The organism is Wolbachia endosymbiont (group A) of Nomada flava (assembly GCF_964027055.1).
In the GTDB taxonomy this organism is placed as follows: domain Bacteria; phylum Pseudomonadota; class Alphaproteobacteria; order Rickettsiales; family Anaplasmataceae; genus Wolbachia; species Wolbachia pipientis.
Genome location: NZ_OZ034725.1, coordinates 842,830 through 865,538 on the forward strand (window position 1 = coordinate 842,830; position 22,709 = coordinate 865,538).

At 36.0% G+C, this 22,709-nt stretch carries 20 protein-coding genes and 3 pseudogenes; 14 read left to right on the forward strand and 9 right to left on the reverse strand.

Annotated features, from left to right (window positions below; all coding sequences use genetic code 11):
- Positions 1-92 precede the first annotated feature (92 nt).
- Positions 93-527, forward strand: coding sequence for a hypothetical protein (locus AAGD70_RS04435; RefSeq protein ID WP_065095199.1), 435 nt, complete (start codon positions 93-95; stop codon positions 525-527).
- On the opposite strand, the pseudogene AAGD70_RS04440 reads toward AAGD70_RS04435, so the two are convergent.
- Positions 502-1,326 (reverse strand): annotated as a pseudogene (locus AAGD70_RS04440) (IS5-like element ISWpi1 family transposase). The gene AAGD70_RS04435 and the pseudogene AAGD70_RS04440 sit on opposite strands and share 26 nt — an antisense overlap.
- A 121-nt stretch (positions 1,327-1,447) precedes the next feature.
- Here AAGD70_RS04440 and AAGD70_RS04445 point away from each other — a divergent pair.
- Positions 1,448-2,280, forward strand: a protein-coding gene (locus AAGD70_RS04445) for an IS5 family transposase (RefSeq protein WP_264718686.1) whose coding sequence is annotated in 2 segments (ribosomal slippage) — positions 1,448-1,814 and positions 1,814-2,280 — 834 coding nt in all. Because the reading frame shifts where the segments join, the coding sequence is not laid out codon by codon here.
- Position 2,281: 1 nt separating this feature from the next.
- Here the strand turns inward: AAGD70_RS04445 and prfB are convergent.
- A protein-coding gene (gene prfB / locus AAGD70_RS04450; protein ID WP_410541897.1) for a peptide chain release factor 2 occupies positions 2,282-3,398 on the reverse strand; the annotation gives its coding sequence in 2 pieces (ribosomal slippage) (positions 2,282-3,331 and positions 3,333-3,398; 1,116 coding nt in all).
- A gap of 153 nt (positions 3,399-3,551) precedes the next feature.
- On the opposite strand from prfB, the gene mgtE reads away from it, so the two are divergent.
- Positions 3,552-4,922 carry a magnesium transporter gene (gene mgtE, locus AAGD70_RS04455; RefSeq protein ID WP_065095184.1) on the forward strand — a complete coding sequence of 457 codons (1,371 nt, stop codon included), beginning with the start codon at positions 3,552-3,554 and terminating at the stop codon, positions 4,920-4,922.
- A gap of 134 nt (positions 4,923-5,056) precedes the next feature.
- Positions 5,057-5,428, forward strand: coding sequence for a phage tail protein (locus AAGD70_RS04460; RefSeq protein WP_065095214.1), 372 nt, complete (start codon positions 5,057-5,059; stop codon positions 5,426-5,428).
- Between the two features lie 23 nt (positions 5,429-5,451).
- Here the strand turns inward: AAGD70_RS04460 and AAGD70_RS04465 are convergent, their stop codons facing one another.
- Together AAGD70_RS04465 and AAGD70_RS04470 are read right to left on the reverse strand one after the other, a co-directional pair.
- Complete coding sequence (locus AAGD70_RS04465; protein ID WP_065095215.1) at positions 5,452-6,465, reverse strand: IS110 family transposase; 1,014 nt, start codon at positions 6,463-6,465, stop codon at positions 5,452-5,454.
- Between the two features lie 518 nt (positions 6,466-6,983).
- Complete coding sequence (locus tag AAGD70_RS04470; RefSeq protein ID WP_065095162.1) at positions 6,984-8,444, reverse strand: TrkH family potassium uptake protein; 1,461 nt, start codon at positions 8,442-8,444, stop codon at positions 6,984-6,986.
- A 131-nt stretch (positions 8,445-8,575) separates the two neighbouring features.
- Between AAGD70_RS04470 and AAGD70_RS04475 the strand changes: the two genes are divergently transcribed.
- A complete protein-coding gene (locus AAGD70_RS04475; protein ID WP_065095421.1) occupies positions 8,576-9,814 on the forward strand; it encodes a hypothetical protein in 1,239 nt (412 codons plus the stop codon).
- Between the two features lie 128 nt (positions 9,815-9,942).
- A complete protein-coding gene (locus tag AAGD70_RS04480; protein WP_255356249.1) occupies positions 9,943-10,071 on the forward strand; it encodes a hypothetical protein in 129 nt (42 codons plus the stop codon).
- Between the two features lie 55 nt (positions 10,072-10,126).
- On the opposite strand, the gene AAGD70_RS04485 is transcribed toward AAGD70_RS04480, so the two are convergent.
- Complete coding sequence (locus AAGD70_RS04485) at positions 10,127-11,143, reverse strand: substrate-binding domain-containing protein (protein WP_065095420.1); 1,017 nt, start codon at positions 11,141-11,143, stop codon at positions 10,127-10,129.
- Positions 11,144-11,257: 114 nt separating this feature from the next.
- Here AAGD70_RS04485 and AAGD70_RS04490 point away from each other — a divergent pair, with 114 nt between their 5' ends.
- Positions 11,258-11,428, forward strand: a complete 171-nt coding sequence (locus tag AAGD70_RS04490; RefSeq protein ID WP_156518056.1) for a hypothetical protein — start codon at positions 11,258-11,260, stop codon at positions 11,426-11,428.
- Positions 11,429-11,446: 18 nt separating this feature from the next.
- Here the strand turns inward: AAGD70_RS04490 and AAGD70_RS04495 are convergent, their stop codons facing one another.
- On the reverse strand, positions 11,447-11,614 hold the full coding sequence (locus AAGD70_RS04495) for a hypothetical protein (protein ID WP_156518055.1): 168 nt from the start codon (positions 11,612-11,614) through the stop codon (positions 11,447-11,449).
- 170 nt (positions 11,615-11,784) lie between these two features.
- Here AAGD70_RS04495 and dcd point away from each other — a divergent pair, with 170 nt between their 5' ends.
- On the forward strand, positions 11,785-12,342 hold the full coding sequence (gene dcd / locus AAGD70_RS04500) for a dCTP deaminase (RefSeq protein WP_006280485.1): 558 nt from the start codon (positions 11,785-11,787) through the stop codon (positions 12,340-12,342).
- A gap of 5 nt (positions 12,343-12,347) precedes the next feature.
- On the opposite strand, the gene AAGD70_RS04505 is transcribed toward dcd, so the two are convergent.
- Positions 12,348-12,650 carry a hypothetical protein gene (locus AAGD70_RS04505; RefSeq protein WP_341814064.1) on the reverse strand — a complete coding sequence of 101 codons (303 nt, stop codon included), beginning with the start codon at positions 12,648-12,650 and terminating at the stop codon, positions 12,348-12,350.
- A 104-nt stretch (positions 12,651-12,754) separates the two neighbouring features.
- On the opposite strand from AAGD70_RS04505, the pseudogene AAGD70_RS04510 reads away from it, so the two are divergent.
- Positions 12,755-13,579, forward strand: a pseudogene (locus tag AAGD70_RS04510) (IS5-like element ISWpi1 family transposase).
- On the opposite strand, the gene AAGD70_RS04515 reads toward AAGD70_RS04510, so the two are convergent.
- Positions 13,559-14,281 (reverse strand): hypothetical protein, encoded by a 723-nt coding sequence (locus AAGD70_RS04515; protein ID WP_245611064.1) that lies wholly within the window; start codon positions 14,279-14,281, stop codon positions 13,559-13,561. The pseudogene AAGD70_RS04510 and the gene AAGD70_RS04515 overlap by 21 nt on opposite strands.
- Positions 14,282-14,535: 254 nt before the next feature.
- Between AAGD70_RS04515 and AAGD70_RS04520 the strand changes: the two genes are divergently transcribed.
- From AAGD70_RS04520 to AAGD70_RS04540, 5 genes are all read left to right on the forward strand, one after another.
- Positions 14,536-14,682, forward strand: coding sequence for a hypothetical protein (locus AAGD70_RS04520; protein WP_156518044.1), 147 nt, complete (start codon positions 14,536-14,538; stop codon positions 14,680-14,682).
- A gap of 356 nt (positions 14,683-15,038) precedes the next feature.
- The gene (locus tag AAGD70_RS04525) at positions 15,039-18,365 is read left to right on the forward strand and encodes a glycoside hydrolase TIM-barrel-like domain-containing protein (RefSeq protein WP_065095408.1); all 3,327 of its coding nucleotides are present in this window, start codon (positions 15,039-15,041) and stop codon (positions 18,363-18,365) included.
- A 57-nt stretch (positions 18,366-18,422) separates the two neighbouring features.
- The gene (locus AAGD70_RS04530; RefSeq protein WP_065095037.1) at positions 18,423-19,238 is read left to right on the forward strand and encodes a hypothetical protein; all 816 of its coding nucleotides are present in this window, start codon (positions 18,423-18,425) and stop codon (positions 19,236-19,238) included.
- 402 nt (positions 19,239-19,640) lie between these two features.
- Positions 19,641-20,804 carry a multidrug effflux MFS transporter gene (locus AAGD70_RS04535; RefSeq protein WP_065095039.1) on the forward strand — a complete coding sequence of 388 codons (1,164 nt, stop codon included), beginning with the start codon at positions 19,641-19,643 and terminating at the stop codon, positions 20,802-20,804.
- Between the two features lie 132 nt (positions 20,805-20,936).
- Entirely contained in the window at positions 20,937-21,833 is an 897-nt protein-coding gene (locus AAGD70_RS04540) for an ankyrin repeat domain-containing protein (protein ID WP_065095407.1), read from the forward strand.
- Here AAGD70_RS04540 and AAGD70_RS04545 read toward each other — a convergent pair.
- A pseudogene (locus AAGD70_RS04545) lies at positions 21,808-22,632 on the reverse strand (IS5-like element ISWpi1 family transposase). The gene AAGD70_RS04540 and the pseudogene AAGD70_RS04545 sit on opposite strands and share 26 nt — an antisense overlap.
- Between the last annotated feature and the right edge of the window lie 77 nt (positions 22,633-22,709).

Here is a 22,709-nt window from a genome sequence, read left to right on the forward strand (position 1 = left end):
AAAATTTTTAACGCGCCCTTTCATAAAATATGTTGACTATCTCCATATTTTATATTAGGTATACTCCGGCAGTTATGAAATAGAGGTTTATTATGTCAAATGAAATCCAACCTAAAAATAAGTTACTAATTGTAGGAGCTGGCTTACTATTCTTTGCAATGATATTGCCATCATTTTTTCTCTTAGCAAAAATAGCCATAGGATTAGCTATGACCGCAATTGCAACAATCGCGGTAAAAATTGCCTCAAAAACAACATCGAATGCTTTAGAGGATAAACAGGCAGATCAAAGCCAAGCGACGCAACAAACAACACAAAGTAAAATTATAAACCTAGCTATTGGATTAACATCTATACTTGTAGGAGGATTATCACTATTCATTATAGCACAAACTGGCTTGATTGCAGCATGTGCAGCTATAACTTCTTTAGCTCTACACGAATATGTTAAAAATGAAGAAATAGGAAAAGATATAAGAGGTTGTCCGGAAACAAGTAAATTCAAGCATATTCCCTCTTTAACATAACCCTACTCATAGCTAGGTATATGAAATTCTCAGTGGATGTTGTGAGTAAATCATACTCCTTCGATAGCCTTCTATTCCTATTAACCCAAGCAAAAGTCCTTTCTACAACCCATCTTCTTGGCTGTACTTTAAACCCTTGTTCTCTTGTTGGTAGTAGCTCAGGTGGCGTATCTTTATGCACCCAAAATCTACATGGAGGCCTTTTAACAATTTCAATATCTATGTCATATTCTTCCTTTATGTGATTCTTTAAATTTCTTCCTTGGTATCCCATGTCAGCCCACATTTTTTTAACTTTAGTATATTTTGTTCTCATATTGTTTAATGCTATTTTAATACCATCTCTATCATTTTCGTTAGCAGCGCCTACGTAACAACCTAGTATAAAACCCTGAGTGTCTGTAATTATATGCCTTTTTCTACCCTTTACTTTTTTACTTCCATCATAGCCTTTGATCCCCCCTTTTCTGTAGTCTTTACAGATTGACTATCTACTATACAGGCACTCGGCTGCTCATTCCTTCCTATTTTTCTTCTACTATATTTCATAATTCATTTTCTCAAAAATTCCCTGCTTCTTCCATTGCCTGAACTGCTCATACACAGTCTTCCATAGCGGAAAATCATTTGGTAAATACCGCCATTGACACCCTGTACGCAATACATAGAAAATTGCTTCTAATATTTCTCTTTTGCTATACTTTGGCGGCCTTCCTCCTTTCTTGTATGATACTCTGAAGTGTTTTTCTATTCTTGCCCATTCCCTTTTACTTAAATCTGTTGGATACTTTTTTCTCATCTTTACCCCGTACTAAAATTTCAGATATTATAGCCTTTTACTTGTTTCCGGACAACCTCTAAGAGGTTGTCCACAAACCAAGGAATACGTAGTATATAAAGAAAGAATATTGAGGTAAGAGATGAGGAAAAAATATCCAACAGATTTAAGTAAAAGGGAATGGGCAAGAATAGAAAAACACTTCAGAGTATCATACAAGAAAGGAGGAAGGCCACCAAAATACAGTAAGTGTGAGATAGTAAATGCAATTCTTTATATACTGCGCACAGGATGTCAATGGCGCTATTTACCACACGATTTTCCGCCGTGGAAGGCTGTGCATGAACAGTTTAGAAGATGGAAAAAGCAGGGAATTTTTGAGAAAATGAACTATGATATCACTAAATATAGTAGGTCAAAAATGGGAAGAAATGAGGAGCCGAGCGCATGCATAGTGGACAGTCAATCGGTAAAAACCACGGAAAAAGGGGGGTCAAAGGTTATGATGGTGCGAAAAAGGTAAAGGGGAGAAAAAGACATATAATCACAGATACTCAAGGATTTGTGCTTGGTTGCTATGTAGGAGCTGCAAGCGAAAATGACAGAGATGGGGTGAAGATGGCATTGGACAATATGAAGGAAAAATACAGCAATATTAAGAAAATGTGGGCTGATATGGGATACCAAGGAAAAGATTTAAAGGATTACGTAAAGAGAGAATATGGGATAGATATTGAAATTGTCAAAAGGCCTCCATGTAGGTTTTGGGTGCATAAAGATACACCACTAGAACTATTGCCACAACGGGATCCTGGATTTTCAGTACAGCCGAGAAGGTGGGTGGTAGAGAGGACTTTTGCTTGGATCAATAGAAATAGAAGGCTATCAAAGGAGTACGATTTACTTACAACATCTACTGAAAGTTTCATATATCTGGCTATGAGTAAAGTTATGTTAAGTAGGGAATATGCTTGATTTACTGGTTTGTGGACAACCTCTTAGTAAGCACACTAACTATGAAACAATCTATATTACCATCAAAAACAGAATTTATATTGCCCACTTCATGTCCGGTTCTTAAATCCTTCACCATTTGATATGGATGCATAACGTACGATCTGATCTGATTGCCCCAGCCTATATCGCATTTTTTACCATATTCTTCAGCCATTTTCTGTTCTTTTTTTTCCAGTTCAATTTGGTATAAACGTCCTTTAAGTAATTTTAACGCCTCATCTTTATTTCTGTGTTGAGAACGACCATTTTGGCATTGAACTACAACACCAGTTGGAATATGCGTAATGCGTACCGCACTTTCAGTCTTGTTCACATGCTGACCGCCTGCTCCGGAAGCACGGTAGGTGTCGATCTTTAGATCCTTTTCATCCACAGCAATATCAATTGAATCTTCGATCACTGGAGTTACTCCTACACTTGCAAAACTGGTATGACGTTTACCATTTGCATCAAATGGCGATATTCTAACCAGCCTGTGAATTCCACTTTCACTTTTTGCCCACCCATAAGCTTTTTCTCCAACGATTTTTATCATTGCAGACTTTATACCAACTGACTCTCCTTCTAATTTTTCTACAACTTCAACTTTAAAGTTGTGATAAATTTCTGCCCACCTTATATACATGCGCATCAGCATTTCAGCCCAATCATTGCTCTCGGTTCCGCCAGCTCCTGAGTGGATTTCTAAAAAGCAGTTATTATTATCTGCTTCACCAGTAAATAAGGACTCTGTTTCTTTACACTTGATTAATTTCTCTAGCTTAGCTAATTCATTTTCAACTTCAGAGAAAAATTCTTCATCATTTTCATCAATAGCAGACTTCATTAAGCTGATGGCATCGTTGTAATCGCTTTCCAGTTTTAAAAACGACTCTACGTCATTCTTAATTTTAGAACGTTCTTTTAAAACTTCTTGTGCTTTTTGGTTATCTTGCCATAGGTCATCATTCGACGCTTGGGAGTCAAGCTCTTCAAGACGCAACTTTAATTTTTCTATGTCAAAGACACCTCCTGATAAGAGAAATACTTTTATTTAAGCTTTGAAAGTGTTCAAGAATTTCTGGATAAGTTTTCATTATACTTTAGATTTTAATATATTTACTATCAATAACAATAACAGTAAACAAAATAGAAATTTAACCATATGATAGTTAATTTAAATAATTTCATTATACTTTAATGTTTAAAGAAATCAAGCGCGTATATTTATTAAAAAACAAGGTAAAGTAATGAATATTGAAATAAGTTCCCATTATGGTTTAGACAAAAAGGCTATTGATGACTTAATAGAGTCACTTGATAACGAGGAGCTAGAGAATGTTCGTAGTATTGTAAAAACGATAGATAGCGTTCAGTTAGCTTATTTTTTATCTACTTCAATCAGTGATCACAGGGAGAAATTAGTTAATATCCTCGATCAACATTTGTTAAGTGATGCCCTAGTGCATGTAGTGCCAGATTTACAAATAGAGATCATAGAAACATTGGGAATAGAAAATACAGCAAAGTTACTAATGCTCCTTGATGTAGAAGATATAGTAACCATAGTGAAAGATTTAGATAGAAAGTCTGTAGAAAATATACTTTACTATTTGCCCAGCAAAACTCAGAAATCGGTAGAGGAGTTGCTATCATATCCAGAAGAAAGTGCAGGAAGGTTAATACATAAAGATATGGTTATAGCTCCATATTATTGGACAATAAATCAACTGACAGAATTTGTGTGCAACTATAAAAAAATACCAGAAAAATTTCACCAGATATTCATTATCAACTCAAAATTAGAGCCTATAGGCAGTGTTAATTTAAATAAGGTAATATCTCACTCAGGAGACACAATAATAAAAGAGATAATGGATCATGACATAAAAATCATTAAAACTGGAATAGACCAAGAGGAAGTAGCAAGAATATTTAAAGATTACTCTCTATTATCGGCTCCGGTAGTAAATAAGAATGGTAAAATTATTGGTGTGATCTTAATTGAAGATGTGATAAAAGTTGTTCAACAAGAAACAGAAGAGGATGTACTCAAAATAAGCGGTGTATCTTCTAAAGCCGATATAAATGCCCCTATACATAAAACTATAATTAAAAGGCTACCTTGGTTACTGTTTAACCTCTTAGCTGCAACAATGTGTTCCATAGTAGTTGGCTTTTTCGATGATGTAATAAAAAGTTTTATAGTACTGCCAATAATCATGCCGATAATTGCATCAATGAGCGGAAATGCAGGATCCCAAACAGTAACGCTAACCATCCGGGCAATCGCAACAAAATATCTAACTGAGCAAAATGCAAAAAGAATACTGATGAAAGAATTTTTAATAGGTCTTATAAACGGGGTGATCTTATCTACTATTTCATTAGTAGTGTTAGCAATAAGGTTTCACAGCTTCAAAGTGGAGATGATTTTTGTGGTCTCCATGATTATGATGTCAATTATTGCAACGTTCATCGGAACTTTCATTCCTATAATGCTTCACCGTTTAAACTCTGACCCTGCCGTTTCTTCTTCAATCCTAACATCGGCAACAACTGATATTCTCTCAGCTTTTATATTTCTTGGTTTAGCTACGATCTTTTTATTAAATAGCTAATACTATCTATAGCTATACCGCCCACAACTGTACAAACATTGCAATTTGCAGGTGGCAGATGGTGTCATCCAAGTAGCCCCTATGATGTCATCCGAGTAGATACCGTCTTGTAAGTCAACGAGAAAAATATAAAAATGTTATCTTTTGGTCCATATAAGTTTGTTCCAACAAGTTTAAAGTATAACAAAAAGAATCGCTGGAGCGTAATTGAATGTATTGATGTAATGCCGTCACTTCAAAACATAGGACAAGGAGTAGAAAATATAGAGCTAGAAATAACCATTTACCTTAATAGTCTTAAGGGGCTAAATCAACTAAAGAATATGAAAGAAGCTGAAAAAGATCAGATCCCACACACTTTAGTAGATAGTTTAGGTAATTTTTTAGGACAGTTTGTGATTACACAATTAGAGGAAAGACAGATATCTTTTTTTCCTGGTGGGCTGCCGAAAAAAGTTGAATTTAGTTTAAGTTTAAAGAGTTATAGTGGTACACATATTCACTAACCAACTACATTCAATTTTTGATTTTAAACTTCAGTCAACCTCCTAGTTCTATAGTTCTTGATATGATCTGGATCAAAGGCCTTTTTTGAACTTAAAACACCAAAAACTACATGAAGTAACTTACGCATTGCAGCTCCCACAATTGCCATATTATGCTTGCCTTTCTCTTTTAACCTCTCGCAATAAATCACAATAATAGGGTTGTGATTTTTAGCTACTATAGCGGGAAAATATATTGCCTTACGCAATGTTCGTGAACCTGATTTACTTAATCTGGGCTTGGCATATACAGATGATCCTGATGTTATATTTCGTGGTATAGTTCCAGCATATGCTGCCAATTGTCTGGCATTTATAAAAGCTTTTATGTCAGGAATTTCAGCTAAAATAGCTATTGCTGATTCCTCTCCTATTCCTGGAATAGTCAATAAGAGTTGAAAGTTTTCCAACAACTCTTTGTGCTGTTTTAATAGTTCACGTATGGAGTTTTTTATTGTTTCTATTGATTGTTCTATGTTCACTGCAAGGTTTTCCCAAGCATTTGCAACTTCTTCAGGCAGTCTCTCCTTCTTTTCTAAATGATTATTTACGAATGTTAATCCATCTTTTAATGCAGCTGAGCAACGATAAAGATGCTTTAATTTTTTCTTTTCAGAAGAAGGTGGTGTCCAGCGAGTTGGTTCCTGTCTTTGGCAATAATCTGCAATAATCTCTGCATCAATCTGGTCATTCTTTTGTCGTACAAGCTTACTCCTTGCATAAGACTTAATACAATAAGGATTTACAACACTAACAAAATGTCCAGCATTGTGTAGAAATTCAGCCAGAGCTTCACTATAACAACCAGTAGCTTCCATGCAGGCTTTTACTTGTTCTATATTATGTTTTTGTAGAAAGCTCAGCAGACCTTGAAACCCATGATCATCGTTCTTAAAGCTCCTTTTCCTAGTTTCACGTTTTCCTTTTTTACTTATAAATGAGAGAAAAATATCAAAGCGATCTTTTGATATGTCTATACCTAAAAAGTTGTTGATCATATATAACCTCATACGTTACCATTTAAAATGAAAAGTAAGGCTAACCTTGTGAATACAGAATTAGAACCATTTAGGTCTTTCTACGATACCGTCCAGCCTCTACTTTTGAGAAGGGAGCTCTTTTCTAAAACACAGATTTTGTATCTAGGGCAATTTACAAAGTTCTTCCCTTCTCCATCTAATGCATAAGCTTAAAACATTAGATGCTTTTGACAAGATACAAGCCCCTATGATGTCATCCCAGTGCTTGACACTGGGATCCAGAAAAGTTTGCTTGTAAACTAGTATGGAAAGTAGCTGATCTTACACTAAATGAATGTTTTTGATGAGGTTGCATAGAAGCTGGATTCCAGTGTCAAGCACTGGAATGACATCGTTTACTATGTGCCATATTGCAATGTTCGTACAGTTGTAGATTTATTCGCGGTATAGATTCCGCTAACGAGTAGCGGAATGACGGTTTTTCAAATTGTCGTAAGTCAGTTTAGCTATAATATCAAATTTCACAACTTCACCAACTATTTCTTTCTATTAAATAAGAATAAATTGCCTATACAAAAATAGATTGGCAATATTTCAAGTCTGCCAAGCAGCATTAAAAACGATAGAAATAATTTTACTTCATTACTGAAAGAGGAATAATTACCCGAAGGACCTATTAAATTACTAAATCCCGGGCCAGAGTTTGTAAGCGTTGCAGAGACTGAGCTGATGCTAGTTATAAAGTCTGCATTGCTTAAGTAAGACATCACTATTGATGAAATGGTAAACGTTAACATGAAAATTGCAAAAAATATAAAGACAGAGTGAACTTCATCATTCTCCAGGGTTTTTCCATTGAATTTTACCCTATTGCCTGCGCCTGGGTTCAATAAAAGGCGAAAGTGATTTTCTATAGATCTTAGAAAAATGATCAAACGAAAGATTTTGACACCACCACTTGAAGAACCGCTACATCCACCAACAAAGGTTAGAAAAAAAGCTAAGACTGAAATGAAACTCCAATCTATATGACTACAGATTGCATAACCAGTTGACGTAATCAAGGAAGTGATGGTAAATGTGCTGCATCTAAATGATAATGACACTCCTAAATCAACATTTTTATACAACCAAAAACAAGCAAATAAAGATGAGATAGTAGCTATCTTAACAAAGTAAGAGACCTGTTCATCATAGCAAATGTCTAACCGTCTTATAATTTTTAAATAGCTAAGAAAAGGCAGAGAACCCAAAATCATAAAAATGATCGTTATGACTTCTAACATAGGGTTATTATAGTGCCCTATAGAATCATTATAGTTAGCAAATCCACCAGTTGATACGGCGGACATTCCGTGACATATTGCATCAAACAGTGGCATACCAGCTAGATAATAGGAAGATATACATAACAAAATTAGGCCATAATATATTGCTGTAACATGAATCACTACGCTTCGCGTGTTCGGCAACTTCCTTTTGGTAGCATCTGAATATTCAGAATAAAGTAAATTATTTAGGCTGAGAATCTTGAGCATAGGAAACACTGCAATTCCTATAGTTATTACACCAAAACCCCCCATGTTGTGTAGCATTGCTCTCCACAGCAATATTCCTGGAGATTGTTTTTCAATATCATTAAATATAGTTGCCCCTGTGGTTGTGATGCCAGATATCGTTTCAAACAATGCATCAACATAGCTCAGATTATCAAAATAGAAAGGAATAGCTGCAAACAGAGACAAGGCAATCCAGGTGCAACTAGTAATCGCAAAAATTGCTGGCATTCCATGCAATCTACTTAATTTACCGAGTAAAATAAAAATTGCGCCAGATGTGCAGGTAATTATGAATCCAGCGAGGAAATTTTTCCATTTGTAGCTGAGACATTTATTAGTAATAGCAGGAATAAGCATTGCTAAGCTAAACAGCAATAGGAATATTCCCACAATAAATGCAATTGAACGTAAAGTTTGTAAACGTTGATGATTTTTCATAGAGTTACTTCCTCGCTATACAAAGCCATAAAAGCTACTCTAACGTCAAGCATTTTGTTGGCCTTTATTAACAGTATACTTGATTTACTTGTAAATATGTGTGATAATTAAATTTTTATTAGAGGTAAGATATGGTTGAATTAACTAATGCACAAGAAGAAATTCTAGATTCATTAAGACAGGCAGTCCGGAATGGCAATTTTCAGGAAGTCCAGAACGTACTCGACAATAATGAACATAATGATATACAAGCAGTTTTGAGCCACGAGTGGACTTTGACTAGTGACAAAGGTACAATTTTAGATTTTGTTATGTGTTGTAGCATTACAATTAAAGCTCAAGTAGAGATCATTGAACAAATTTGGAAGGAAGCTGATCAAAAAACTCGTGATTTTTTGTGTAATACAGAATACGATCTAGCAAGAGGTGATAGTGTTAACACAATAAATATGCTTAGAGGCCTGCAAGAAAGGACCAACGATTCTAATAACGGACCTGTTCTTGGAAAAGTTATTCAAGAAATGGAAGAGCACAAGAGGGTAATGGATCTTGGTTCCAACTTAGAAGAAGCAATAGAAAACCTTGATATTGATCAAGTTAAAGCAGCATTAGAGAATTGTGGTGAAAATGCAGCAAGGGTTTTAGAGCTAGGGGTATATTGGAATGATGGAAGCATAGATGCCCTTTTAGTTTGTCCTCTGATGATTAACTATGATAGAGAATTGAACCAAGAAGATGTGGAAAAGATAAAAGAAAGCTTTAAATTAATGTTTGATGCTGCTTCTCCAGGGCTCCTTGGGTTCGAGCCCAATGGAAATAACTATGTAATGAGTAAACTTGTAAGGGCACAAAAATATCTTGCTAAAATACCTGGAGTAGGTGAGCAATGCTTTCAAGATTTGATTCAAGAATTTGAGGAAAAACTTAGTAAAGATACACTAGATAATGCCAAGACTGATGATCAGATAGCATGGGATAAAGCGTATGCGACTCGATTTTCACAAGAAATCAATCATGATTTGTTTGAGAATGATGAATTTAATGCTTTTATGGATGACACTGATCTAGGTCAAGACACCGAAAACTCTGCACTGACTGCAGACAACAAAACCCCAGAAAAGAACGAAACAACCTTCTGGAGTGAACACAAAGGGAAGATTTCTCTAGGTGTTGGTGGACTATGCGCAGTTGGTGCTGTTGCAGCCTATGTGCTAGCGTATCCTGCAGTTGCACTGGCTTTAACAGTTTTAGCAGCAGTTATATTAATAGGTGCTGGTATTGCTAAGGTTTGTGAGAAATCAGAAAGCCCAAATACGAAAAGCTCGGACCCAGTTGTTTCTGAGTATTGCAATAATGCAAAAAGCTGTTAATCAGTAATCCATTGTTATCCCAGCGCGGCGCGCTGGGATCCAGGAATTTTATTAAGTTGGTAAGCATAAAAGTAGCCGTTTTATGTTAAAATACAACGTTTTGATGATTATGAAAAGGCTGGATTCCAGTGTCAAGCACTGGAATGACAAGAAGAGGGTACTTGGATGACAAGAAAGAGGCACTGGCTCTTGGATGGAAAGCTGGATTCCAGACTGGAATGACACCTCTCTTAGTAAAAATTACTTTTATATCATAACGTTCGTACAGTTGTGCGCACCGCTAGAACAAAGAATATAAAAAAAGTGTTGCCGTCACGTTATATCATAAACCTTTGCTGAAGCTTTCTTTATATCTTCACTTGAAAGTGGGATCAGACCAAGCCTAGATAGGTACCCATCTTCAATGCCGATCGAATCTATAATTTCTTTAATGAATTCTCTTAATCCATCAACAGTATCCAGGTGTTCTTTCTTTATGTAAAGGTATAGAGGTCTTGCTAATATATATTTTCCCGATGATATATTTTCGTAAGTTGGCTCAATTCCTGCAATTGTGCTCCCTTGTATTTTATCTTGATTCCTCATTAAAAAGCTAAAACTAAATATCCCTAAGGCATTCTTGTTACTTTTCAATTTTTGTATTATTATGTTTTCATTAATTCCAACTTCTATATACCTTCCGTCATCCCTTATATTACCACATGCTTTCTTTCTTTCTTCCTGATCTTTGTAATTCTCTTTGAAAATTCTTGAGTTCATGCATGAATATTGATCAAGCATAATAGAATTAACCAAAGTTTCGTATGTGCCTGTATTTTGATGTGGACCATAAATTTCAATTTCTGTTTTTGGTAAGGCTTGATTTACATTAGACCAAAACTTCTTATTATTTTTTACTAATTTATCATTTTCTTGAGAATATGCAGATAAAGTTTCAAATAAGTCCTTTTTTGTGAAATCAAATCTATGGCTTTGATTTGAATTTGCAATGACAACTCCATCATAGCCAATGATGATCTCTATCACTTCATTAATTTTATTCCTTTTACATAGTTCTCTTTCTACTTCCTTCATAGGGCGAGATGAAGTGGTGATGTCTGGCGTGTCTTCCCCTATTCCTGAGCAAAACATTTTGAACCCTGATCCACTTCCTATTGATTCCACAACTGGAGTCTTAAAAGGGAATACACGATTGAACTCCTCGGCTATAAACGAGATAAAAGGAAAAACGGTTGAAGATCCAACAATTCTGATGTATTTCCTGGCATCAGCATTTGACAGCGGCGTGAATAATACGAATACAAAAATCAGGAGAAAGTTTCTAAGCATTATTTTTAGTTAAGAACATAAATCTAATTATTGTAACAAAAAATCAAACTGAAAAGCTTTGATTTTCTCTTGTGATTGACCTATAGCTAATCCAATTACCGCTATTTTAATTGCATGAACATTGTAACAATGGTGTCTGCAAGCAGCTTACTGTACGAACATTGTGATTTGAGAGCAATTTCCGCTAGGAGGGTGTCATCCCAGTTCCCAGATACTGGGATCCAGTTCTTATTACCTGGTAAGTTTTCTGGATTCCAGACTGGAATGACATCGTTTACCATGTGACGAAGTACAATTTGTTAGTTAATAATCCATTGTCATCCCAGCGCCATGCGCATAACTGTACGAACATTGTGATTTGAGAGCAATTTTCACTAGGAGGATGTCATCCCAGTGCCCAGACACTGGGATCCAGTTCTTATTACCTGGTAAGTTTTCTGGATTCCAGACTGGAATGACATCGTTTACCATGTGACGAAGTACAATTTGTTAGTTAATAATCCATTGTCATCCCAGCGCCATGCGCATAACTGTACGAACATTGTGATTTGATACAAGCTACTTGCATGACAAAAGCTACAGTTTACATTTAAATTTTATTTTATATTATTGTAAGTATTACACAACTTTAAGGAACAGTTATGGCAGTTATGCCAGATAAATGGATAAGAGAAAAAGCTGAAAATTTTGGAATGATAGAACCTTTTGTGAATCACAAAAGCAGCAAAGGTGTTATATCTTTCGGACTATCATCTTATGGTTACGATGCAAGAGTGGATAATAAATTTAAAATTTTTACTAACGTTAATTCAGCTATCGTGGACCCTAAAAATTTTTCTGAGAATAGTTTTATAGATAAAGAAACAGACGTATGCATAATTCCACCAAATAGCTTTGTGCTTGCAAGTACAGTGGAATATTTTCGTATACCAAGGAATGTACTGGTCATTTGTGTTGGTAAATCAACTTACGCAAGATGTGGAATTATAGTAAACGTTACTCCCTTAGAACCTGGATGGGAAGGTCATGTTACACTCGAATTCTCAAACACCACTCCACTTCCTGCGAAAATTTACGCTAATGAAGGCGCATGCCAATTCGTATTTTTAAGCGGCGAAAGTGAATGCGAGAAATCATATGATGATATGAAAGGAAAATATATGAATCAGCATGGTATCACTTTGCCGTTAGTTAAGTGATTACTTTAGGTAAAGCAAGATATTGTGCTATTGTACTGAAGATTACTAAGATGAGTTTTAACTAATTTGTCGCATTCTTTATCACCTAAAACTGCACGTGCAGAGTGGTTTTTAAATGACTCTACATAGCTTGAAAAGAAATTTGTAGAAGGATTACTTAAGGCTTCTGCAACTTCTTTTTTTTCTTTATCATTGGAAAGCTGATTAAATAGTTCTTCTCCCTTTTTTTGCAGCTCATTTTCAAATTCCTGCTTTATAGTATTCTTATCTGCTTTTTGCAAGAAGGAAAACTCTTCAAAAGTGTACAAGGAAGAGACAATACTGTTGAAGGTACCAGTAAAACATGCACTTGAGAGGTTGTCCGGAAACAAGTAAAAGGCTATAATATCTGAAATTTTAGTACGGGGTAAAGATGAGAAAAAAGTATCCAACAGATCTAAGCGAAAGGGAATGGGCAAGAATAGAAAAACACTTCAGAGTATCATACAAGAAAGGAGGAAGGCCGCCAAAGTATAGCAAAAGAGAAATATTAGAAGCAATTTTCTATGTATTGCGTACAGGGTGTCAATGGCGGTATTTACCAAATGATTTTCCGCTATGGAAGACTGTGTATGAGCAGTTCAGGCAATGGAAGAAGCAGGGAATTTTTGAGAAAATGAATTATGAAATATAGTAGAAGAAAAATAGGAAGGAATGAGCAGCCGAGTGCCTGTATAGTAGATAGTCAATCTGTAAAGACTACAGAAAAGGGGGGATCAAAGGCTATGATGGAAGTAAAAAAGTAAAGGGTAGAAAAAGGCATATAATTACAGACACTCAGGGTTTTATACTAGGTTGTTACGTAGGCGCTGCTAACGAAAATGATAGAGATGGTATTAAAATAGCATTAAACAATATGAGAACAAAATATACTAAAGTTAAAAAAATGTGGGCTGACATGGGATACCAAGGAAGAAATTTAAAGAATCACATAAAGGAAGAATATGACATAGATATTGAAATTGTTAAAAGGCCTCCATGTAGATTTTGGGTGCACAAAGATACGCCACCTGAGCTACTACCAACAAGAGAACAAGGGTTTAAAGTACAGCCAAGAAGATGGGTTGTAGAAAGGACTTTTGCTTGGGTTAATAGGAATAGAAGGCTATCGAAGGAGTATGATTTACTCACAACATCCACTGAGAATTTCATATACCTAGCTATGAGTAGGGTTATGTTAAAGAGGGAATATGCTTGAATTTACTTGTTTCCGGACAACCTCTGAACCACGACCACCATGCACTCCGTATTCTGTTTGCGATTCTACTAAATGTTTAACCAGTTGATATTTTCTCTGTGATATGCGGGTATTAATAGCTATATTATTTGCTCTAGTTTGATCGTTGCAAGCCTTCCAAACTAAATTTAAAACTTGCTTCAATGTTAACCCGCTTCCACTATGTGTACCAGGGTTATTTTTTATACGCTTCAAGCACTCAAGTGCATGTTTTTTCTCATCTTCTGTAAGTTGATCTTTATCTGCAGCTTTTTGTGTGCCATTTGCTATGCACTCTAACTGATCAATAAATCCTTCTATTTCCTCTATAAACTTATCATCAATATCAGGCTCACCGTAGTTTTCTTTTAGCTTTTGAACGTTAATATTAATTGCATCATTTACATCAGTATCATGCGTTGTTTGTGGAATACGTGCTGCCTCCATAAATGCTTCAGCTCTTTGCTCTAACCATTCTGGTGCTTTGCCTCCTGCAAGATGATACAGTTTATCCAATGCCATGAAGGCTAGAATAAAGACTAGGGCCGAGATAATGAGCATTATAAGTAATACTATAAATAAACCTGTGATTAGCCACCTTACAGGAGCTAGCAGAATTTCTTTTGCTTTTTTTAATTTTGACGGTCTTTGTATGTTGTCTGGTGTATTTACTACTGCTGGCATAATTAGTTCAAGTTAATATCAATATTATTAATATACTATATTTTTTCTTATTTTGTCAACCCAAATTTCTACTTCCGCACTTTTTCATTGTTGCTTACAATGATTATAGCTACACGATTTACTCATGTGCTTTTCTTAATTAAAAACTTCAACTATTTATTGTAAGTTATTGAATTTCCTTGATTTTTATTCTTAATCTGCGTCATCCTATGCACAACTGTACAAACATTGTGATTTGAGTCCACCAGGGAAGGGTGTCATCCCAGTGCTTGACACTGGGATCCAGCTTTCTATGTGACCTCATCAAAAATGTTTATTTTTCAGCCATTTTTATACTTATCAACTCAGTGTGCTTGCTTACAATTAAAATTCCTGGATCCCAGTGTCAAGCACTGGGATGACAAAGGAGGAAGCACTGGGATGACAAGAGAATGAGGTACTAGATTCCAGCGTTACGCGCTACCGCGGACTGTACCGTTTTTGTCATCCCAGTGCCTTGACTACTTGGATCCAGAAAAAAGGATGGTGTCATGCAAGTAGCTGATACTGGAATCCAGTCTTCACGCAATCCCATTAAAAACGTTGTGTTTTAACATAAGATTAGCTACCTTTACACTTACCAACTCGTTGTCCAATCAAAATTCCTTGATCCCAGTGTCACGCACTGGGATGACAAGGTTATAGGTGTCATCCAAGTAGCGTGACACTTGGATCTTTCTCAACAATTTCAAAAAAATCTATCAAAAGGAGGATCATTATGTCCACAATAGTTTTATCATCAATTTTTGGTCAAGCAGGCAGCATTTTTGGGCCAATTGGCCAGATTATCGGCTCAGAACTAGGTGCTCTTCTTGGTGCACAGCTCGATGGTGCAATATTTGGTTTGGATGCAGAACAGAAAGTAACGCATGGAGCGAGACTAAAGAATCTGCAGGTTCAAACCTCAACCTACGGCAGAACGATCCCAATTATCTATGGCACTGCTCGTGTTGCAGGGAACATTATTTGGTCACAGCCAATAAAAGAAGAGGCGATAACCACCAAAAGTAAAATTGGAAGAGGTATGAACGTTACATATAATTACTATGCAACGCTTGCAATTGCGATCTGCAAGGGGAAAGTAGAAAAATTAAACAGAATCTGGGCAGATACAACATCACTTAGCTTTGATGAAATAGATTATACTTTTTACCGCGGTGCAGAAGACCAAAATCCTGATCCATTTATGTCATCAATTGAAGGTGAAGGAAACATGCCGGCTTATAGGGGAATATCTTACATAGTCATCAAGAATTTTCTTCTAGCAGACTATAACAATCGCGTCCCGATATTCACATTTGAAGTGCAAACTGCATTAAAGCCTAGTGGATTTTCAATAGCAGAAAATATTCGAAATATCAATATTATACCAGGCTCAGGAGAATTTGTGTATGATACAAAAATACAGAAGAAAATCGCGCAAGAGAAAATAAGCAGCAACCAATATATCCCATATGGGCTGGCGCAAAGGGTAAATCACAACAACCACACTAAAAAGAGCGATGCAATGCTTTCTTTGGATCAATTAAAAGAAGATTTGCCAAATGTTGAGAGGGTATCGGTAGTAGTCAATTGGTTTGTGAATGATCTGAACATTAAAGATTGTAAAATATATCCTGCAGTTGAATTTCAAGATGATTCCGCAATATTACCTGATGATTGGCAAGTAGGGGGTGTAACCAGAGATAATGCTCAGCTAATTTCAAAAGATGCGAGTGGAAACCCAATGTATGGTGGCACAGTTAGTGATGCAGCGTTGATAAGATATATAGAAGAGTTACGCAGCAGAGGCTACAAGGTGATGCTCTATCCAATGCCCTTGCTTGACACAAAGAACAAAGAGTGGCGAGGAAAATTGAGCGGGACTCCTGGGGATATAAGTGATTTTTTTGAGAATCAATATAACAAATTTATAGAGCATTATGCAAGCATTGCCAAACAAACTAAAGTGGAAGGGTTTATCATCGGTTCTGAACTTGTGCGGCTTACCAAAATTAGAGATGAACAAGGTAATTACCCTGCCGTTATAGAGCTAGTTAAGCTTGCAAAGCGAATAAAACTTCAGCTTGGAAAAGAAGTAACGGTAACTTACGCTGCTGATTGGAGTGAATACCATTCATATGATGGTTGGTATAATATGGATGAACTGTGGTCTTCAGAGTACATCGACGTTGTTGGCATAGATGCTTATTTTCCACTGACTGATGGTCCAGAGCCTCCTTTTGGCTATTCTGCGGAAGATGTAATGGGCGGTTGGAGCAGTGGAGTGGGGTATGATTATTTCTATGATTACTCAAAGGGTGAGCCTGAAAGAGTAAAGTATAACGACAGCAGGTATGCGTGGAAAAACATAGCAAAATGGTGGAGTGAAACTCACATAAATCCATGTGGTAGTAAAACGAAATGGCAACCAAAAATGAAAAAAATATGGTTTACTGAGTATGGATTTCCCAGTATGAACGGCTGCACTAATGAGCCAAATGTGTTTGTTGATAAAGGCAGCATAGAGAGCAAATATCTACGATATTCAAACGGAGAGGTGAGCTTTCTTTCGCAAAAAATTGCAATTGAAGGAACGCTAAAGAAGTGGCAAAGCTCGGAAATGGTAGAAAAAATGTTTCTCTGGGCGTGGGATGCAAGGCCATTTCCTTATTTCCCCAATTTGTGTGATATGTGGACTGACTGCCATAATTGGCAGACAGGACATTGGATTCAGGGAAAGCTTTCACAGCTTAATATTTCCGATGTTTTATCGGATCTGTTACAAAAAACAGGTTTAAAAAGCGATCAGTTCGATACAAGCAACGTCAAAGGGTTATTGTCTGGGTATGTGATAAATGACCAGCAATCGGTACGTTCAATTATTAAAATGCTGCAAAGTTGCTATTTTTTTGATGTGGTTGAACAGGACTCTAAACTGAAATTTGTCCAAAAGGGCAGGGGAGTTACGACTGAAATACCAATTGGTGAAACGGTTTTCAGTAACAATTCAAAACTTGCTAATATCAGTCAATTAGATTTAAACAATAAAGTTAACATCGTTTACTTTAACCGCAATTTTGGCTATCCAATTGATGTTAAATACGCTGAGTTGCCAAAGCAAGGCACTGCTATAACAGTTGAAATACCGCTGATTATAGAGGAGGGGGAGGCGCAAAATATCGCTGAGGTTTTACTTTATTCTTCGTGGCAAGAGAGAAATATATACAATTTCAAGCTACCGATAAAATATGCATGGCTTGTGCCAAGTGATGTAATAACGATTTTAGACAGTGAGAAAAAACATACGGTGAGAATTATAAAAACGAAATTTGAAAGCATGTCCATTCAAGTAAGTGGTGTTGGTTATGACAGCTCCATATATAAGCTTTCTTTTCCTTCAACAAGGTCTCTTATGCTGAAGGAATACCCTCCTTCTCATATCAGCAAAACCATCGTAGAAATGATAGATTTACCGCATATTAAAGGTAATATTGCAAGCTTTACTTTAATTGGTGAGGAAAGGAATTGGAAGGGAGCAACGCTCTTTATTTCGTACAACGATAAGGATTATAAGCCTATCGCAAGCACAAATAAGCAGTCTACTTACGGATATGTAATGGAATCTACCGACGAGGGGCTTATAGTAGTGTTACGTTTTGGTGTATTGAGTTCTTCATATAACCATTATTTAAGTGATGGTGTCATTCCAGCGCTTGACCATATTTCTCCTGGATCCCAGTGTCTGGGCACTGGGATGACAGAAGAGGGTTTTACAAGCACTAACGTTAGTACTATAAATGTAAGCAATTTAGCACTGGTTGGAAAAGAGATAGTGAAATTCCAGAGTGCTGAACTTATAGATAAAAATAAATATAAGCTTAGCAACCTAATTAGAGGGCAAGAAGGCACTAAAGAGACTGCAGGTGAAAAATTTGTTCTACTTGATGATTCAATAATATCTTTCGAAGTGCAAATGGGGAAAAAGTTTTACCTAAAAGCAGTGACTTACGGTGACTCGCTGGAAAGTACGGAAGTGAAAGTGATAAATTCATTTAGTAATTGAAATTTAATAAAGTAAGTGCTAGAATTAATATACAGGTATTAATGGTAGAGATATAACATGTCAAAGGAAATGGTCAATGCGTTGAAAGCTGAAGTGAAGAAGCTCAAATATGCTGATTTCAAAGCTAACACTTGGGACGAAGTAATTTCTGGTGAGGGAACATATAAGGATCTTAATAGAACACACGGCCTTGCTATTAACGGACAAAAAATAACTAACGAATTTATTAACAATCTGTATTCAAAACATAAAAATCTAATTCTACGGGATGAAAACGGAAAAGGGAATTATCGTCCATTTCTCAGACAAATTTTTACAGAAATGTTTAAACACGTTGGTGCAATAATTCCCAATAACTCTATTATTGAGGAGTTAATAAATAACTATTATCAGGGCGGATATACTCATTTTCTTCCTAATGATATGAGTCAAGCTCTTGGATCTTTTCATTTGTCAACGCAAAGCAACTGTATGACAAGAGAGTATATTATGGATTGTTGTGAACCCAATTGTATAAAGCTTAGTTTTAGCATGAAATATACAAAAATGCTTAACTATGATGATTGTACATATATCGAAACACCAGGTTTTTGCAGTTCAGCGGAGTTTAAACTGAAATGTGAAGATAAAAATGTAACATATGAAGATGGTAAAGTACTTCTTACCATTCCTAAAGAGCTAAAAAACTACAAAGTAAGTGGTAAGAATTTGTTTGATGTTATTGTTGAATATTTTCAGAAGCTTTGCGAAAAATTGGGCTTTAAATTTGAGACAAAAGTGGAACATAGCCTTGGTGAACCACTAAAGGTAGTAAGTGAGGCAAATGCATCTTCTGTTGAAGACTTAAAGCTTAAAGTGAATAATCAAAGGTAAGATATTGAAATTCGTGCTTTTCATGATTTTAGCTTAAGATTTCAGTGTCAAAGCACATAACTGTACGAACATTGTGATTTGAATCCACTAGGAGGGTGTCATCTAAGTAGCCTCCTTCTCCTGTCATCCCAGTGCCATGACTACTTGGATCCAGAAACTTAATTGCAAGTAAGTAAACTGCTTTGATGAAATTGTATAATGGAAACTAGATCCAAGTAGTCATGGCACTGGGATGACACCCTACTGGATAGAGCCTTCACAGGCTTTTTCTCGAATAGCTACTCTTAATTTCAGTAGTTAAATTAATATACTAATGAAAAAAATACATTATAATTAAGTATATTTAATCCAGTAAATCATTAAGTGAAAACAGCTCTTTCGCAAAATATCATCTCTCTTATTATGATATTGTCTGTAGCAATTGTCGATATGGCAACTGACCTATACTCAGTTGCACTACCAAGCATTGCCAATTATTTTAAAGTAGAAGGCAGTGTAGTGCAGCTTACAATTAGCTTAAATCTAGTTGGATTTGCGGTATCTGGCTTAATTTATGGTCCATTATCGGACCATTATGGTAGGCGTCCAATGATGCTGATTGGTATGACAATTTTTACTTTGGCAAGTGTCATGTGTTATATAGCCGACAGCATTGCGCTCTTGATACTAATTCGCTTCATACAAGGAACAGGGGCTGGTGTTGCAGGTGTTGTTGGGTATGCAGCAATAAGGGATATATACTCGGGTAGTGAATACTCGAGAGTAATTTCAAAATTAAATATGGTTGTGGCACTCTCACCTGGAATAGCTCCAGTGGTGGGCAGTTATATAATTTCACATGGTTATCATTGGAAATTTTTGTTTTTTATTATGTCACTCGCAGCAATTGCTATACTTATTTTTATCTACTTTAAGTTACAAGAAACACTCACTGTAAATAAAAATGAAACCAGTATAACTAACATAACTACTAATATCTTCAAGCAATATATATCAATATTTAGAAATTATCGTTTCCTTGGGTTTTCAGCCATTCATGGATTAACTTTCATGTGGCTTTGGGCATACATTGCTAATTACCCGTTCATATTTGAATCGATGGGCATTGAAGTACAGTATTTTGGCTACCTCATATCGATCATAGTCATATTTTACATAATTGGAACTTTAATTAATAGAAGGTATGTACCAAAAGTAGGGGTTAGCAAAATGCTAATAATAGGTTTGGTGTTACCGATAATATCCGATAGTTTATTGGTATATTTTTATTTCGCGGACAAGTTGAATATATTCATTCTTCAAGTCGCCTGGATTCCAGCCAATATCGGACTTGCATTAATAATAAGCAATAACGTAACCTCTGCTTTAGAAACGATCAAAGGTATAGGGCTTGGTAGTGCAGTCCTCTCATTCTGCAATATGATGTTTGGGGCTATTGGAATATATATAGTAGGAAAATTTTTTCGCTATGGTATTTTACCAAATTTACTATTAACAATAGCATGCTCTACAATTGCAATTCTTATGTACAGCCAGCTCAAATGTACTGAAAAACACAGGGAATAACCATTATTTGCGTGATCCAGAGCTCATGGGTTATTAATGACTTTATCATGATAATATAATTTTACAGGGGGTGAGAGCTCATAGATTATTAACGACTTTATCATAACAATATAGTTTTACAGGAGGTGTGGGATGAGTAATTTACAAAGTATAAATAATGATTGGTTTTCTGCTATTATAAAAGGTAATACTAATAAAGTAAAGCGTCTAATAAGTGAAGGAGCTGAGGTTAATGCAGTAGATGAATATAACAACACTCCTTTACATTATGTTGCTACGAATGGCCATGCAGAGATAGTAAAAGATCTATTGGATAATGGGGCAGATGTTAATGCAGTAGGTCAAGATGAAAAGACTCCTTTACATTGGGCTGCTGCACATGGCCGTAAAGATGCAGTAGATGCCCTACTGAAAGTAAAAGGGATCGATGTTAATGCACAAGATAAAGATGGAAAGACTCCTTTACATCGGGCTGCTGAAAATAGCCATGCAGAGATAGTAAAAGATCTATTGGACAAAGGGGCAAATGTTAATGCAGAGGATGATAAAGGAGAGACTCCTTTAGGTTTAGCCGCTAATCAAGACATACAAACTCTATTGCAAAACGCAGCTGAATTACTTGAGGCTGCTGAAAGTGGTGATATTGATGAAGTAAAGCGTCTAATAAGTGAAGGAGCAAGTGTTAATGCAACAGATCAAGATGGAAAGACTCCTTTACATTGGGCTGCTCGAGATAACAACAAAAAGGTAGTAGAAGGGATCGATGTTAATGCAAAAGATCAAGGTGGAAACACTCCTTTACATTGGGCTGCTGTAAAGGGCCATAAAGAGGTAGTAGAAGCCCTATTGGGAAAAGATGGAATCGATGTTAATTTAGCAGATAAGAATAAAGATACTCCTTTACATTCTGTTCTTCAAAAGAACAACATAGATATAAATGTATTGAACGCTCTACTTAGAAAAGAGGGAATTGATGTTAGAGGTTGTCCGGAAACAAGTAAATTCAAGCATATTCCCTCTTTAACATAACCCTACTCATAGCTAGGTATATGAAATTCTCAGTGGATGTTGTGAGTAAATCATACTCCTTCGATAGCCTTCTATTCCTATTAACCCAAGCAAAAGTCCTTTCTACAACCCATCTTCTTGGCTGTACTTTAAACCCTTGTTCTCTTGTTGGTAGTAGCTCAGGTGGCGTATCTTTGTGCACCCAAAATCTACATGGAGGCCTTTTAACAATTTCAATATCTATGTCATATTCTTCCTTTATGTGATTCTTTAAATTTCTTCCTTGGTATCCCATGTCAGCCCACATTTTTTTAACTTTAGTATATTTTGTTCTCATATTGTTTAATGCTATTTTAATACCATCTCTATCATTTTCGTTAGCAGCGCCTACGTAACAACCTAGTATAAAACCCTGAGTGTCTGTAATTATATGCCTTTTTCTACCCTTTACTTTTTTACTTCCATCATAGCCTTTGATCCCCCCTTTTCTGTAGTCTTTACAGATTGACTATCTACTATACAGGCACTCGGCTGCTCATTCCTTCCTATTTTTCTTCTACTATATTTCATAATTCATTTTCTCAAAAATTCCCTGCTTCTTCCATTGCCTGAACTGCTCATACACAGTCTTCCATAGCGGAAAATCATTTGGTAAATACCGCCATTGACACCCTGTACGCAATACATAGAAAATTGCTTCTAATATTTCTCTTTTGCTATACTTTGGCGGCCTTCCTCCTTTCTTGTATGATACTCTGAAGTGTTTTTCTATTCTTGCCCATTCCCTTTCGCTTAGATCTGTTGGATACTTTTTTCTCATCTTTACCCCGTACTAAAATTTCAGATATTATAGCCTTTTACTTGTTTCCGGACAACCTCTTAATGCAGTAGATGTAC

What these genes read in the sequence shown, in the direction of transcription:
- AAGD70_RS04435 (WP_065095199.1), top strand. Translation starts at nt 93, where the DNA reads ATGTCAAATGAAATCCAACCTAAAAATAAGTTACTAATTGTAGGAGCT.
- mgtE (WP_065095184.1), top strand. Translation starts at nt 3,552, where the DNA reads ATGAATATTGAAATAAGTTCCCATTATGGTTTAGACAAAAAGGCTATT.
- AAGD70_RS04460 (WP_065095214.1), top strand. Translation starts at nt 5,057, where the DNA reads ATGTTATCTTTTGGTCCATATAAGTTTGTTCCAACAAGTTTAAAGTAT.
- AAGD70_RS04465 (WP_065095215.1), bottom strand. Translation starts at nt 6,465, where the DNA reads ATGATCAACAACTTTTTAGGTATAGACATATCAAAAGATCGCTTTGAT.
- AAGD70_RS04470 (WP_065095162.1), bottom strand. Translation starts at nt 8,444, where the DNA reads ATGAAAAATCATCAACGTTTACAAACTTTACGTTCAATTGCATTTATT.
- AAGD70_RS04475 (WP_065095421.1), top strand. Translation starts at nt 8,576, where the DNA reads ATGGTTGAATTAACTAATGCACAAGAAGAAATTCTAGATTCATTAAGA.
- AAGD70_RS04485 (WP_065095420.1), bottom strand. Translation starts at nt 11,143, where the DNA reads ATGCTTAGAAACTTTCTCCTGATTTTTGTATTCGTATTATTCACGCCG.
- AAGD70_RS04490 (WP_156518056.1), top strand. Translation starts at nt 11,258, where the DNA reads ATGAACATTGTAACAATGGTGTCTGCAAGCAGCTTACTGTACGAACAT.
- AAGD70_RS04495 (WP_156518055.1), bottom strand. Translation starts at nt 11,614, where the DNA reads ATGGTAAACGATGTCATTCCAGTCTGGAATCCAGAAAACTTACCAGGT.
- dcd (WP_006280485.1), top strand. Translation starts at nt 11,785, where the DNA reads ATGGCAGTTATGCCAGATAAATGGATAAGAGAAAAAGCTGAAAATTTT.
- AAGD70_RS04515 (WP_245611064.1), bottom strand. Translation starts at nt 14,281, where the DNA reads ATGCCAGCAGTAGTAAATACACCAGACAACATACAAAGACCGTCAAAA.
- AAGD70_RS04525 (WP_065095408.1), top strand. Translation starts at nt 15,039, where the DNA reads ATGTCCACAATAGTTTTATCATCAATTTTTGGTCAAGCAGGCAGCATT.
- AAGD70_RS04530 (WP_065095037.1), top strand. Translation starts at nt 18,423, where the DNA reads ATGTCAAAGGAAATGGTCAATGCGTTGAAAGCTGAAGTGAAGAAGCTC.
- AAGD70_RS04535 (WP_065095039.1), top strand. Translation starts at nt 19,641, where the DNA reads ATGATATTGTCTGTAGCAATTGTCGATATGGCAACTGACCTATACTCA.
- AAGD70_RS04540 (WP_065095407.1), top strand. Translation starts at nt 20,937, where the DNA reads ATGAGTAATTTACAAAGTATAAATAATGATTGGTTTTCTGCTATTATA.